The organism is Streptomyces sp. NPDC090119, from assembly GCF_044747085.1.
In the GTDB taxonomy this organism is placed as follows: Bacteria; Actinomycetota; Actinomycetes; order Streptomycetales; family Streptomycetaceae; genus Streptomyces.
The window spans coordinates 78,346-91,059 of the sequence record NZ_JBIVDK010000003.1 but is presented as its reverse complement, the minus strand read 5'-3'; the positions used below and the strand labels follow the sequence as shown (position 1 = coordinate 91,059).

15 protein-coding genes are annotated in these 12,714 nt (G+C 71.9%); 10 read left to right on the top strand and 5 right to left on the bottom strand.

The features are described from left to right. Window positions 1–108 precede the first annotated feature (108 nt). The 4 genes from leuC (at window position 109) to ACIPPM_RS13060 (ending at window position 3,393) form a co-directional block, all read left to right on the top strand. Window positions 109–1,536: a 3-isopropylmalate dehydratase large subunit gene (leuC, locus tag ACIPPM_RS13075; protein ID WP_401446699.1), complete on the top strand. Its 1,428-nt coding sequence runs from the start codon at window positions 109–111 to the stop codon at window positions 1,534–1,536. A 2-nt stretch (window positions 1,537–1,538) separates the two neighbouring features. Continuing rightward, on the top strand, window positions 1,539–2,132 hold the full coding sequence (leuD, locus tag ACIPPM_RS13070) for a 3-isopropylmalate dehydratase small subunit (protein ID WP_401446696.1): 594 nt from the start codon (window positions 1,539–1,541) through the stop codon (window positions 2,130–2,132). Window positions 2,133–2,395: 263 nt separating this feature from the next. Further along, window positions 2,396–2,626, top strand: a complete 231-nt coding sequence (locus tag ACIPPM_RS13065) for a hypothetical protein (RefSeq protein ID WP_401446693.1) — start codon at window positions 2,396–2,398, stop codon at window positions 2,624–2,626. 137 nt (window positions 2,627–2,763) lie between these two features. Continuing rightward, window positions 2,764–3,393: an HU family DNA-binding protein gene (locus ACIPPM_RS13060; protein ID WP_401446690.1), complete on the top strand. Its 630-nt coding sequence runs from the start codon at window positions 2,764–2,766 to the stop codon at window positions 3,391–3,393. A gap of 130 nt (window positions 3,394–3,523) precedes the next feature. Here the strand turns inward: ACIPPM_RS13060 and ACIPPM_RS13055 are convergent, their stop codons facing one another. Further along, on the bottom strand, window positions 3,524–3,727 hold the full coding sequence (locus tag ACIPPM_RS13055) for a hypothetical protein (RefSeq protein WP_388994957.1): 204 nt from the start codon (window positions 3,725–3,727) through the stop codon (window positions 3,524–3,526). A 19-nt stretch (window positions 3,728–3,746) separates the two neighbouring features. Next, a complete protein-coding gene (gene cofC / locus ACIPPM_RS13050; protein ID WP_401446686.1) occupies window positions 3,747–4,397 on the bottom strand; it encodes a 2-phospho-L-lactate guanylyltransferase in 651 nt (216 codons plus the stop codon). 222 nt (window positions 4,398–4,619) lie between these two features. Between cofC and ACIPPM_RS13045 the strand changes: the two genes are divergently transcribed. The 3 genes from ACIPPM_RS13045 to ACIPPM_RS13035 are packed head-to-tail and all read left to right on the top strand — an operon-like array spanning window position 4,620 to window position 7,701. Further along, window positions 4,620–5,477, top strand: coding sequence for a lysophospholipid acyltransferase family protein (locus tag ACIPPM_RS13045; RefSeq protein WP_401446683.1), 858 nt, complete (start codon window positions 4,620–4,622; stop codon window positions 5,475–5,477). Next, window positions 5,474–6,484, top strand: coding sequence for an NAD(P)H-dependent glycerol-3-phosphate dehydrogenase (locus tag ACIPPM_RS13040; RefSeq protein ID WP_401446680.1), 1,011 nt, complete (start codon window positions 5,474–5,476; stop codon window positions 6,482–6,484). Before ACIPPM_RS13045 ends, ACIPPM_RS13040 begins: the two co-directional genes overlap by 4 nt. 59 nt (window positions 6,485–6,543) lie before the next feature. After that, complete coding sequence (locus tag ACIPPM_RS13035) at window positions 6,544–7,701, top strand: D-alanine--D-alanine ligase family protein (protein ID WP_401446677.1); 1,158 nt, start codon at window positions 6,544–6,546, stop codon at window positions 7,699–7,701. A gap of 27 nt (window positions 7,702–7,728) precedes the next feature. Here the strand turns inward: ACIPPM_RS13035 and ACIPPM_RS13030 are convergent, their stop codons facing one another. Beyond that, entirely contained in the window at window positions 7,729–8,247 is a 519-nt protein-coding gene (locus tag ACIPPM_RS13030; RefSeq protein WP_401446674.1) for a DUF3515 domain-containing protein, read from the bottom strand. A 20-nt stretch (window positions 8,248–8,267) separates the two neighbouring features. Beyond that, window positions 8,268–8,501 carry an Lrp/AsnC family transcriptional regulator gene (locus tag ACIPPM_RS13025; protein WP_401446671.1) on the bottom strand — a complete coding sequence of 78 codons (234 nt, stop codon included), beginning with the start codon at window positions 8,499–8,501 and terminating at the stop codon, window positions 8,268–8,270. A gap of 204 nt (window positions 8,502–8,705) precedes the next feature. On the opposite strand from ACIPPM_RS13025, the gene ACIPPM_RS13020 reads away from it, so the two are divergent. Further along, window positions 8,706–9,668 (top strand): thiamine-phosphate kinase, encoded by a 963-nt coding sequence (locus tag ACIPPM_RS13020; RefSeq protein ID WP_401446668.1) that lies wholly within the window; start codon window positions 8,706–8,708, stop codon window positions 9,666–9,668. Then, a complete protein-coding gene (gene thiD, locus ACIPPM_RS13015) occupies window positions 9,665–10,462 on the top strand; it encodes a bifunctional hydroxymethylpyrimidine kinase/phosphomethylpyrimidine kinase (protein WP_401446665.1) in 798 nt (265 codons plus the stop codon). Before ACIPPM_RS13020 ends, thiD begins: the two co-directional genes overlap by 4 nt. 122 nt (window positions 10,463–10,584) lie before the next feature. Here the strand turns inward: thiD and rpmB are convergent, their stop codons facing one another. Then, window positions 10,585–10,770, bottom strand: a complete 186-nt coding sequence (gene rpmB / locus ACIPPM_RS13010; RefSeq protein WP_004924906.1) for a 50S ribosomal protein L28 — start codon at window positions 10,768–10,770, stop codon at window positions 10,585–10,587. 257 nt (window positions 10,771–11,027) lie between these two features. Between rpmB and ACIPPM_RS13005 the strand changes: the two genes are divergently transcribed. Further along, window positions 11,028–12,707, top strand: a complete 1,680-nt coding sequence (locus tag ACIPPM_RS13005; RefSeq protein WP_401446662.1) for a DAK2 domain-containing protein — start codon at window positions 11,028–11,030, stop codon at window positions 12,705–12,707. Window positions 12,708–12,714: the final 7 nt, after the last annotated feature.

The window sequence follows — 12,714 nt, the reverse complement described above, 5'->3', positions numbered from 1 at the left end:
GGCGGGCCCGGTGCCGGACGCCCGTATGCCCCCAAGATCACGGCGCGGGCGTCGCTTCCTCAGGATCTAGATGTGTCGGCGAGAGCGTGGCCGACCGGAGGGAAAGCGATGGGTAGGACACTCGCGGAGAAGGTCTGGGACGACCATGTCGTCCGGCGCGCCGAGGGCGAGCCCGACCTCCTCTACATCGATCTGCACCTGCTGCACGAGGTGACCAGCCCGCAGGCGTTCGACGGCCTCCGCAAGAGCGGCCGCGCGGTCCGCCGCCTCGACCTCACCATCGCCACCGAGGACCACAACACCCCGACCCTGGACATCGACAAGCCCATCGCCGACCCGGTCTCCCGCGCCCAGCTGGAGACCCTGCGCGCGAACTGCGCCGAGTTCGGCGTCCGGCTGCACCCGCTCGGCGACGTCGAGCAGGGCGTCGTGCACGTGGTCGGCCCGCAGCTGGGTCTCACCCAGCCCGGCACCACCGTGGTCTGCGGCGACTCCCACACCTCCACGCACGGCGCGTTCGGCGCGCTCGCCTTCGGCATCGGCACCTCCCAGGTCGAGCACGTGCTCGCCACCCAGACGCTGCCGATGGCCCGCCCGAAGACCATGGCCATCACCGTCGAGGGCGAACTGCCCGAGGGTGTCTCCGCCAAGGACCTGATCCTGGCGATCATCGCCCGCATCGGCACCGGCGGCGGCCAGGGCTACGTCCTGGAGTACCGCGGCTCCGCCATCGAGAAGCTGTCGATGGAGGCGCGGATGACCATCTGCAACATGTCCATCGAGGCCGGTGCCCGCGCGGGCATGATCGCCCCCGACGAGACCACCTTCGCCTACCTCCAGGGCCGCCCGTCCGCCCCCGAGGGCGCCGACTGGGAGGCGGCCGTCGCGTACTGGAAGACGCTGCGCACCGACGACGACGCCGTCTTCGACGCCGAGGTCGTGATCGACGCCGCCGAACTCTCCCCGTTCGTCACCTGGGGCACCAACCCCGGCCAGGGAGCGCCGCTTTCGGCGAACGTCCCCGACCCGGCTTCGTACGAAGACGCATCGGAGCGGTACGCCGCCGAAAAGGCCCTGGAGTACATGGGGTTGACCGCCGGGCAGCCGCTGCGGGACATCGCCGTGGACACCGTCTTCGTAGGCTCCTGCACCAACGGCCGCATCGAGGACCTGCGCTCCGTCGCCGAGATCCTGCGGGAGCGCAAAGTCGCCGACGGCGTACGGATGCTGGTCGTCCCCGGCTCCGCCCGGGTCGGTCTGCAGGCCGTCTCCGAGGGGCTGGACGTGGTCTTCAAGGAGGCCGGCGCCGAATGGCGGTACGCGGGCTGCTCGATGTGCCTGGGCATGAACCCCGACCAGCTCGCGCCGGGGGAGCGCTCCGCCTCCACCTCCAACCGCAACTTCGAGGGCAGGCAGGGCAAGGGCGGCCGTACGCACCTGGTGTCGCCGCAGGTCGCCGCCGCCACCGCCGTCCTCGGCCATCTCGGCTCGCCCGCCGACCTGTCCGACACCCATGTGCCCGCTGGAGTGCGATAACGATGGAAGCCTTCACCACCCACACCGGCCGGGCCGTGCCGCTGCGCCGCAGCAACGTCGACACCGACCAGATCATCCCCGCCCACTGGCTCAAGAAGGTCACCCGCGACGGTTTCGAGGACGGGCTCTTCGAGGCATGGCGCAAGGACGAGACCTTCGTCCTCAACCGGCCCGAGCGCCAAGGCGCCACCGTCCTGGTCGCGGGCCCCGACTTCGGCACCGGCTCCTCCCGCGAGCACGCGGTCTGGGCGCTGCAGAACTACGGCTTCAAGGCCGTGATCTCCGCCCGCTTCGCCGACATCTTCCGGGGCAACTCGCTGAAGAACGGGCTGCTCACGGTGGTGCTGGAGCAGAAGATCGTGGACGCGCTCTGGGAGCTGACCGAACGCGACCCCGAGGCCGAGATCACGGTCGACCTCGAAGCCCGCGAGGTGCGCGCCGAGGGCATCACCGCCCCCTTCGAGCTGGACGAGAACTCCCGCTGGCGGCTGCTGAACGGCCTGGACGACATCTCCATCACCCTGCGCGACGAGAGCGACATCGCCGCCTACGAGAGCGGCCGCCCGGCGCACAAGCCCCGGACGCTGACGAGCTGAGCAACCGCTCGCACGCATAAGGTTTCGGCCACCTCGACGGCCGCCGCGTACCCCCGATCGCCACGATTGGGGGTACGCGCATGTCCGGGCTCGGACGCCTCCAGGCGCCACCCGCGAGCGCATCAACTCCCCCTCCAGGCAACGAAGTTGCAGGTCCGGGCGCTGTCGTCCATCGCCCCCGCCGAGGGTCCCGAAACGGCGCGCGGAGGCGGCAGTTGCCCCCTGCGCAGGCGACAACTCGCCCCAGATGGCACAATCTGTGCATGGAACACGACGGCCAACTCCAGCTCTATGCGGCAGTCGCGGACCAACTCAAACAAGCGCACGCAATCGTGCGCGCACTGCAAGTCCCGGAGGGCGTACGGATGGCGCTGACCCGGAAGCTGCTGGTCATTACGGCCGCGGCCAAACACGATCTCGCCGGTGCGGTCAGGCGTCTCGAACGTTTCATGGCGGACCTCGAAGCGGGCCGGATGCCCGAAGAGGACCACTGAAACAGTCCGGGACCGCCGAATCCGATGCGGCACAAGGGTGAGAAGCCCGTTTCGTGTTTGATTTGCGGTATATATCTGCCTAACGTGCGAAAAAGCTTGAACACTTTCGTTCTGGCGAGGTCTCCGAAGGGGAAGACGTGAACAAGGCGCAGCTCGTAGAAGCGATTGCCGACAAGATGGGCGGCCGCCAGCAGGCCGCCGATGCTGTCGACGCGGTCCTGGACGCCATCGTCCGCTCCGTCGTCGCGGGCGACCGGGTCTCGGTCACGGGCTTCGGGTCCTTCGAGAAGGTGGACCGCCCCGCCCGCTACGCCCGTAACCCCCAGACGGGCGAGCGGGTTCGGGTCAAGAAGACCTCGGTCCCGCGCTTCCGCGCCGGTCAGGGCTTCAAGGACCTGGTGAGCGGTTCGAAGAAGCTGCCCCGTGGTGGCGAGGTCTCCGTGAAGAAGGCGCCCAAGGGCAGCCTGACCGGCGGCGCTTCCGCGACGGTGAAGAAGGCCGCCGCCAAGAAGGCCACCAAGGCCGCCGCGAAGAAGACCACCGCCAAGAAGGCGGCTCCGGCCAAGAAGACCACGGCCACCGCCAAGAAGGCCGCGGCGAAGAAGGCCCCCGCCAAGAAGGCCACCGGCACCACCGCGGCCGCGAAGAAGACCACCGCCAAGAAGGCGACGGCCAAGGCCCCCGCGAAGAAGGTCACCGCCAAGAAGGCGCCCGCCAAGAAGTCGACGGCACGCAAGACCACCGCCAAGAAGACCACCGCCCGCTAGCGGCGGGGCCTTCGACGGCCCACGGTCCCCAAGGGCACACACGCGCCGGGCCGGACTCCTCCTGGGAGTCCGGCCCGCGGTGCGTCCGACAGGGCGTCCGGCGCCCGTTCAGCGCTCGTTCGGCGCTCGTTCAGAAGGTCTGGAGGGTCACCAGCGTGATCCGCAGCCCCTCGCCCCGGCCGTCGGTCTCGATTCGGACCCGCTGACCGGGCCGCAACAACCGCAGCCCGCCCGCGTCGAACGCGGCCGCGTCGAAGGGCACCGGAGTGCCGTCGTCGAGCAGCACCTGACCGCTGCGGCTCTCGGGGTCGTACGTGTAAGCGGTGGCCTGCATGTCCGCAGCCTACTGCCCGCTACTGCCCGGACAACGGCACCGGAGCGGCCCACCGGGCGCTCGCCGCCGCCGTGTACGGGCCCACGCCCAGCGCCAGCGCGGCCCGCAGATCGTCGCCCGTGTCGACGTCCTGCCGTACCGATTCCACGCTCACCGGCGCCAGTTCCACGGCGCCCGAGGCACGGTGCCGGGCTCGGGAGGCGCCGCCGAAGGCCGGGTCCAGTTCCCGGCCGGGGGCGGCCGCGAGCAGCGTCGTGCCGACCGCCGCCGCGTCCGCCAGGAACGCGCGCGGGAATTCGGCGGCGGCCGCCAGCACCCGGGCCAGTTCCGCCGGGCGCAGCGCGGGCAGATCGGCGTTGAGCGCGGCGACGGCCGCCGCCGGCCGGACCGCGCGCACCGCCGAGGCCCCGTGCGCCAGCGCGGCGTTCAGCCCGCCGCCCGGCTCGTCCGGCACGATCCGCGCGCCCAGCGCGGCCAGCGCCCGCCCGGCCACCGGGTCGTCCGTGACGACCGCCACATCCGCGACCTCGGGGCACTCCAGCGCGGCGGCCACCGTGTCCTGCGCGAACGCCAGCACCAACCCCGGCCGCGCCCCTTGCGCGACGGCGTCCGCGAGCCTGCTTTTCGCCCGTGCCAAGGGCTTCAGGGGGATGACCAAGCTCCACTGCACCGGCGTACCCTCCCTCTCTGCTCGCGCTCATTGTCACCCGCTCCCACCAGGCTTCCCGAGTCGCCCCGGGGTGTGGGGGAATGCTGTGAAGGCCCGTCCGGGGGCGGTCGCCGTGGACATGCGGGCGTACGGTGTTCTCGACAGACCGGCGGCCCGGAGTCACACTTGTGCGGCCCCCGGCCGAGGTGACGGCCCTCAGAGGCCATGGAGGAAGGTGTCCGCGTGTCCCGCCGCAGAATCGGCTTCTGGTACCGCTTGGCCGCGGTGATCTGCAAACCGCCGCTGGCGGTTCTGATCAAGCGGGACTGGCGAGGAATGGAGCACATTCCGGCCGACGGCGGATTTATCACCGCGGTGAACCACAATTCCCACGTGGACCCCTTCGCGTACGCGCACTATCAGTACAACACCGGACGCGTTCCGCGATTCCTGGCGAAGAGCGGCCTATTCAAGAAGGGATTCGTCGGCGCCGCGATGCGCGGTACCGGACAGATCCCCGTCTACCGCGAGAGCACCGACGCGCTGAGCGCATTCCGTGCCGCGATCGACGCGGTGGAGCGTGGCGAGTGCGTCGCCTTCTACCCCGAGGGCACCCTGACCCGCGACCCCGACGGCTGGCCCATGACCGCCAAGACCGGTGCCGCCCGCGTGGCCCTGGAGACCCGGTGCCCGGTCGTCCCGGTCGCCCAGTGGGGCGTCAACGAACTCCTGCCGCCCTACGCGAAGAAGCCCCATCTCCTCCCGCGCAAGACCCACCACGTCCTGGCCGGGCCGCCGGTGGACCTCTCCCCGTTCTACGGCAAGGAGATGACCGCCGACGTCCTGCGGGAGGCCACCGAGGTCATCATGGCGGCCGTCACCCGCCAGCTGGAGGAGATCCGCGGCGAGAAGGCGCCCGCCGTGCCCTACGACCCGCGCCGTGAGCGGATCGAGCAGCGCCGCCGCACCCGCGCCCAGTCCGGCCAGGTCACCGGCTCCGGCCACTTGGTCCAGTCCGGCGAGGGGCAGGGCCAGGACACGGTGCCCGCGCCCGCCGCCGAGGTCACGCCCACCGCCACCGAAGGGGGAAGCGGCAAGTGAGCACGCCTGTCCGGGTCGCCGTCATGGGCACCGGCTCCTGGGGCACCGCGTTCGCCGTGGTCCTCGCCGACGCGGGCTGCGAGGTCACCCTGTGGGCCCGCCGCGCCGAAGTCGCCGAAGCGGTCAACTCCACGCGCACCAACCCCGGCTACCTGCCCGGCGTCGAGCTTCCCCCGGGCGTGCGCGCCACCTCCGACGCCGCCGAGGCGCTGGGGGACGCCGACTTCGTCGTCCTGGCCATCCCCTCCCAGACGCTGCGCGCCAACCTCGCCGACTGGGCCCCGCTGCTCGCCCCGCACTCCGTGCTCGTCTCCCTGATGAAGGGCGTCGAACTCGGCTCCGCCATGCGGATGAGCGAGGTCATCGAGGACGTCGCCAAGGTCGGCCCCGAGCGGATCGCCGTGGTCACCGGACCCAACCTGGCCCGGGAGATCGCCGCCCGGATGCCCGCCGCCGCCGTGGTCGCATGCACCGACGAGGAGGTCGCCCGGCGGCTCCAGGCGGCCTGTCACACCCCGTACTTCCGGCCGTACACCAACACCGACGTCATCGGCTGCGAACTCGGTGGCGCGGTCAAGAACGTCATCGGTCTCGCCGTCGGCATCGCGGACGGCATGGGACTGGGCGACAACGCCAAGGGTTCGCTCATCACGCGTGGCCTCGCCGAGACCACCCGGCTCGGCATGGCCCTGGGTGCCGACCCGCTGACCTTCTCCGGTCTCGCCGGACTCGGCGACCTGGTGGCGACCTGCTCCTCGCCGCTGTCCCGCAACCACACCTTCGGCACCAACCTCGGCAAGGGCATGACGCTCCAGGAGACCATCGCGGTCACCAAGCAGACCGCGGAGGGCGTCAAGTCCAGCGAGTCCGTGCTGGATCTGGCCCGCAGGCACGGCGTCGACATGCCGATCACCGAGACGGTCGTCGGCATCGTGCACGACGCGAAGCCGCCCGTGGTCGCGCTCAAGGAGCTGATGTCGCGCAGCGCGAAGCCCGAGCGACGCTGAGCGAACCCGCCGGGTCGACGCTGTCCGGGGGCCCTACCAACGGGTACTCTCAACGCGATATGAGCACCGAGAACCTCCCCCAGAACCCTGCGTCGCAGCCCCGCAAGCCGCGTGTGGCCGTCGTGTTCGGCGGCCGCTCCTCCGAACACGGGATCTCCACCGTCACCGCGGGTGCCGTCCTGGGCGCCATCGACCGGACCAAGTACGACGTCCTGCCGATCGGCATCACCCGTGACGGCCGCTGGGTGCTGACGGCCGACGAGCCGGAGCGGATGGCCATCGCCGACCGCCGCACCCCGGAGGTGCTGGACGTGGCGGAGTCCACCGAGGGCGGAGTGGTGCTCCCGGTCGACCCGGCCAACCGCGAGGTCGTCTACAGCGAGCCCGGCGCGGTGCCCAAGGCGCTCGGCGAGGTCGACGTCGTCTTCCCGGTGCTGCACGGCCCCTTCGGCGAGGACGGCACCCTCCAGGGTCTGCTGGAGCTGTCCGGTGTGCCCTACGTCGGCTCGGGCGTCCTCGCCTCGGCCGTCGGCCAGGACAAGGACTACATGAAGCGGGTGTTCACCTCCTTCGGGCTCAAGGTCGGCCCGTACCTGGTGATCCGGCCCCGCGAGTGGCAGCGGGACGAGTCCGCCGCCCGCAAGCGGATCGTGGACTTCGCCGGTGAGCACGGCTGGCCGCTGTTCGTGAAGCCCGCCCGCGCGGGCTCCTCCATCGGCATCACCAAGGTCGACGGCCTGGCCGGTCTCGACGAGGCCATCACCGAGGCCCAGCGCCACGACCCGAAGATCATCGTGGAGGCCGCGCTGACCGGCCGCGAGCTCGAGTGCGGTGTCCTGGAGTTCGAGGACGGCCCGCGCGCCTCCGTACCGGCCGAGATCCCGCCGCCCAGCGCGCACGCGTACTACGACTTCGACGCCAAGTACATCGACTCCACGCCCGGTGTCGTCCCGGCCCCGCTCACCGACGAGCAGACCGCGGAACTCCAGCGGCTGGCCATCGAGGCGTTCGAGGCGGCGTCCTGCGAGGGCCTGGTCCGCGCCGACTTCTTCCTCACCGACGACGGCGAGTTCGTCATCAACGAGATCAACACGCTGCCCGGCTTCACCCCCATCTCGATGTACCCGAAGATGTGGGAGGCGTCCGGCATCGGCTACGCGGAGCTGGTGGACCGCCTCATCCAGGCTGCGCTGCGCCGCCCGACCGGGCTGCGCTAGTACGGCACGTCAGCACCGCGCACGTCATCACCGCATGGAGGCGATCCCCTCGGGGATCGCCTTCTTCACGGCCGGGGCCAGGTCGACCAGGACCGCCGTCGAGTCGTCCGGGCCGGACAGTTCCTTCGGCAGCGTCACCTCCACATAGGCGCGGCGATTCGCGGTGGTGAAGCGCGCGGAACCGTCGTCCCGCTTCTCCATCAGCCAGTCCACGCCGTCGACCCCGCCCGCCAGCGCGTCGGGGTCGTGGCCCTGGGCGACCTTGGGGTCGGTCATCTTCGGCGGCCGGACCACCCCGCAGCGCAGTATGATCGCCGGGCCCGACCAGCCCGCCGTGTAGCGGGAGGCGGGCCGGGGGTCGTCACGGTGCCGGCCGTCCACCTTCTCGGGCAGCGCCTCGTCCAGACGCAGGCACAGGGGGGCGGTGCGCGCGTCGGGGCGGGGAGCCGCGACCGCGGCGCCGTCGTCCGCCGTGGAACAGCCCGCGACCGCGATCAGCAGCGCGGGCGCGAGCAGGCCGAGGGACCGGTGACGGAAGAAGTTCACCGGCCAAGGGTAGACGGGGGCTACAGATGCACGACCGGGCAGGTCAGGGTGCGTGTGAGGCCGTCCACTTGCTGGACCTTGGCGACCACCATGCGACCCAGTTCGTCGACGGTGTCGGCCTGGGCGCGCACGATGACGTCATAGGGTCCCGTCACGTCCTCGGCCTGGATCACACCAGGGATCTGGCCGATCGTCTCGGCGACGGTCGAGGCCTTGCCGACCTCGGTCTGGATCAGGATGTACGCCTGTACCACGGAACCTCCAGGGCGGCCACGAGGATCATGTGGGGAAGAGGAACGCCACGGTATCGCGTCGCCGCTCTCCAGGGGGAGACCCTGGGGAACGGCGCACGCGTGCCGGGGTGCGGGCACGACGGAAGTTGACGGCTCCCTCGACCGTATCGGGGACACTGATGACGCGCGACCGGGCACGGGACAGGTACAGAAGGGCTTGAGGCCATGAAGGGCACAGTGGGTGAGCTTGGTGAGTTCGGGCTCATCCGGGAGCTGACCTCCCGTCTCACCACCACCCCGGCGGTCCGGGTCGGCCCCGGTGACGACGCCGCCGTGGTCGCCGCCCCGGACCGCCGGGTGGTGGCGAGCACCGACATCCTGCTGGAGGGCCGGCACTTCCGCCGCGACTGGTCCACGGCGTACGACGTGGGCCGCAAGGCCGCCGCCCAGAACCTGGCGGACATCGCCGCCATGGGCGCCGTGCCCACCGCGCTGCTGCTCGGCCTGGTCGTCCCGGCCGAACTCCCGGTGACCTGGCCCACCGAGCTGATGGACGGCCTGCGCGACGAGTGCCAGGTCGCGGGCGCCTCCGTGGTCGGCGGGGACGTCGTACGCGGCGACACGATCATGGTGTCGATCACCGCGCTCGGCGATCTGCGCAACCAGGAGCCGGTGACCCGCTCCGGCGCGCAGCCGGGCGACCTGGTGGCCGTCACGGGCTGGCTGGGCTGGTCCGCCGCCGGGTACGCGGTGCTGTCGCGGGGCTTCCGCTCGCCGCGCGCCTTCGTGGAGGCGCACCGCCGCCCCGAGCCGCCGTACCACGCGGGTCCGGCGGCCGCCGCGCTCGGCGCGACCGCGATGTGCGACGTCAGCGACGGACTGATCGCGGACCTCGGGCACATCGCGGAGGCCAGCAAGGTGCGGATCGACATCCGCTCCGGCGCGATCGACATCCCCACCCAGATGAACGACATCGGGCAGGCGGTCGGGGTGGACCCGCTGCAGTGGGTGCTGACCGGGGGAGAGGACCACGCGATCGTGGCGACCTTCCCGCCCGACACCAAGCTCCCGGCCCGCTGGAAGGTCATCGGCGAGGTCCTCAACCCCTCGGCGCTGCCCCAGGTGACCGTGGACGGGGCGCCCTGGACCGCCACGGGCGGCTGGGACCACTTCGGGGACCCGGAGTGAGGCCCGCCGGGCAGGCGCCGCCACGCGTCCTCACGGTGGCCGGCTCGGACTCCGGCGGCGGAGCGGGCATCCAGGCCGACCTGAAGACGATGCTGGCGCTCGGCGTGCACGGGATGAGCGTGATCACGGCCGTGACCGCGCAGAACTCCCTGGGCGTGCAGGGCGCCTGGGAGCTGCCGGTGGAGGCGGTGCGGGCGCAGTACCGCAGCGTGGTGGACGACATCGGCGTACAGGCCGTGAAGACCGGCATGCTGGCCTCGGCGGAACTGGTCGAGGCGGTCGCGGAGTTGATCTCCGGCACGGACGCGCCCGTCGTGGTGGACCCGGTGGGCGTCTCCAAGCACGGCGACCCGCTGCTCGCCGCCTCCGCCCTGGACTCGGTGCGCACCCGGCTGCTCCCGGTGGCGACCGTGGCCACCCCGAACCTGGACGAAGTGGCCCAACTCACAGGATTCCAGGTCACTTCGGAGGATGATCTGCGCCCGGCGGCGGAAGCCGTACTGGCCTACGGGCCCCAGTGGGTGCTGATCAAGGGCGGTCATCTCACCGGGGAGGCCGTGGACCTGCTCACCGACGGCGACCAGGAGTTCCGGCTGCGCGCCCCGCGCCACGACAACCGGCACACTCACGGCACCGGCTGCACCCTCGCCTCCGCGATCGCCTCGGAGCTGGCGAAGGGCCTGCCCGTACCGGAGGCCGTCACGGCGGCCAAGGAGTACGTCACCGGGGCGATCGCCCACGGCTTCGCACTCGGCGCCGGGATCGGCCCCGTGGACCACGGCTGGCGCTTCTGAAGCCTGCGCGGGCAACGCGAAGAGCCGGTCCACACGAGGTGGACCGGCTCTTCACAGCAACCGACTATGGCCGCGCGCGACGGGGGGCACCCCCTGCTCGCTCAGAGCTCGGGGGAGGTGCGTCAGCGCGAGACCTTGCCGGCCTTGATGCACGAGGTGCAAGCGTTCACGCGCTTCGGCGTCCCGCCGACCACAGTACGAACGCGCTGGATGTTCGGGTTCCAGCGACGGGGCGTACGGCGGTGCGAGTGCGAGATGTTGTTGCCGAAGCCCGGCCCCTTGCCACAGACGTCGCAGTTGGCAGCCACGGGTCACTCCAAAGACTTCAGATGCACTTACGGTGGATCCCGGCATGCCGGGACCCAGATCAGGAGATCTGAGATCTTGAGTGGCGCTGCCAGGGGGAATGGCCCGATCGGGATCGGGCAACCGGAGCAGCATACAACGACTGCTTCGGTACAACGAAACTACCATGGCGGCCCGGCCCCCCGTGCCCGGCCCTCCCGCGGTGGACACCGTCCCACGGTCTACGCTGCGTCCCACGTCCAGCCACAGGGAGGCGCAGGTGGCGCAGGTGCCGCAGACATTCCTCGATGCTCTCGCGGTGCGGTCCTGGTGCGCTCTGGCGCTGCGGGCGCTGGGCCTCGCACGCGAGGAGATCGACGCGATCAACGTCTATCCCGTCGCCGACGGGGACACCGGCACCAACCTCTATCTGACGGTGGAATCGGCCTCGACTGCCGTGGAGGCGGTCTTCGCCGGGTACGAACCGGACGACGCGGCCGGGACGGCCCGGGGGGCCCACGGACCCTCTCTCGCCGAAGCCCTGCGGGCCATGGCCCACGGCGCCCTCATCGGCGCCCGCGGCAACTCCGGCACGATCCTCGCCCAGCTGCTGCGCGGCATGGCCCAGGTGCTCGCCGCCCCCGGTACGAGTGACGCGCCTCACGCCGACGGCGACGGTCTGCGCCTGGCCCTGCGCCGGGCCGCCGACGCCGCCCGCGAGGCCGTCGCCCACCCCGTCGAAGGCACCGTGCTCACCGTCGCCTCGGCCGCCGCCGACGCGGCCGACGGAGCCGAGGGTGACTGCGGGACGGTCGCGCTGGCCGCCTACGAGGGAGCGCGGGCCGCCCTGGCCGCCACCCCGCGGCAACTGGCCGTGCTCGGCCGCGCCGGGGTCGTGGACGCGGGCGGACGCGGCTTGGTGACGATGCTGGCCGCCCTGGTGGAGGCGCTCACCGGGGAGGCGGTGCCCGAGGAGACGTACGCCGGGTCCGCCGAGGCCGAGAGCTGCCCGGAGGCGCCGGAGCACGTGGGGGAGGGCGGCCCCGCCTACGAGGTGATCTACCTCCTGGAGGCCGACGACACGGCCGTCGCCCGGCTCCGGGAACGGCTCGACGCCCTCGGTGACTCGCTCGTCGTGGTGGGCGGCGACGGGCTTTGGAACGTCCATGTGCACGTCGACGACGCCGGAGCCGCCGTGGAGGCGGGCATCGAGGCCGGGCGCCCGTACCGCGTCCGGATCACCCACTTCGCCGCCGACGACGTCCACGCGGGCGGGGAGCGGCCGCCGCGCGAGCGGGCGCAGCGGGCCGTCGTCGCCGTGGTGCCCGGTGAGGGGCTGGCCGGGCTGTACGCCGAGGCGGGCGCCACCACTGTCCTGGCCCGCCCCGGTGAACCGCCCGCCAGCGGCGAGCTGGCCCAGGCCCTCCGGCGCGCGCACGCCCGCGAGGTCGTCCTGCTGCCCAACGACGCCGAACTGCGGCACACGGCGGCGGTGGCCGCCGAGCAGGCCCGCGCCGACGGCGTCCGGGTCGCGCTGATCCCCACCCGCTCGGCGGTCCAGGGCATCGCCGCGCTCGCCGTGCACGCGCCGGACCGGCGGTTCGACGAGGACGTGGTCCAGATGACCTCGGCCGCGGGCGCCACCCGGTACGCCGAGTTCCTCGTCGCCGAGCGCCAGTCCTGGACGACGGCCGGGATCTGCCAGGCCGGGGACGTACTGGGGCTGATCGACGGCGATGTGGCCGTGATCGGCCCGGATCTCACCGGCACCGCCGAGACCGTGCTCGACCGCATGCTCCAGGCGGGCGGCGAACTGGTCACCCTGGTCGTCGGCGACGAGGCCCCCGAGACGGTCGCCGACCGCCTCGAAGCCCGCGTCCGCGAGTCCTACCTCGCCGTCGACACCGTGGTCTACCGGGGCGGTAGGCAGGGCTCCCTGCTGCTCATCGGCGTGGAGTGAGCTGAGT

Coding starts and splice junctions, on each gene's coding strand:
- ACIPPM_RS13020 (WP_401446668.1), top strand. CDS start 8,706: ATGAAGGGCACAGTGGGTGAGCTTGGTGAGTTCGGGCTCATCCGGGAG.
- ACIPPM_RS13035 (WP_401446677.1), top strand. CDS start 6,544: ATGAGCACCGAGAACCTCCCCCAGAACCCTGCGTCGCAGCCCCGCAAG.
- ACIPPM_RS13055 (WP_388994957.1), bottom strand. CDS start 3,727: ATGCAGGCCACCGCTTACACGTACGACCCCGAGAGCCGCAGCGGTCAG.
- leuD (WP_401446696.1), top strand. CDS start 1,539: ATGGAAGCCTTCACCACCCACACCGGCCGGGCCGTGCCGCTGCGCCGC.
- ACIPPM_RS13065 (WP_401446693.1), top strand. CDS start 2,396: ATGGAACACGACGGCCAACTCCAGCTCTATGCGGCAGTCGCGGACCAA.
- leuC (WP_401446699.1), top strand. CDS start 109: ATGGGTAGGACACTCGCGGAGAAGGTCTGGGACGACCATGTCGTCCGG.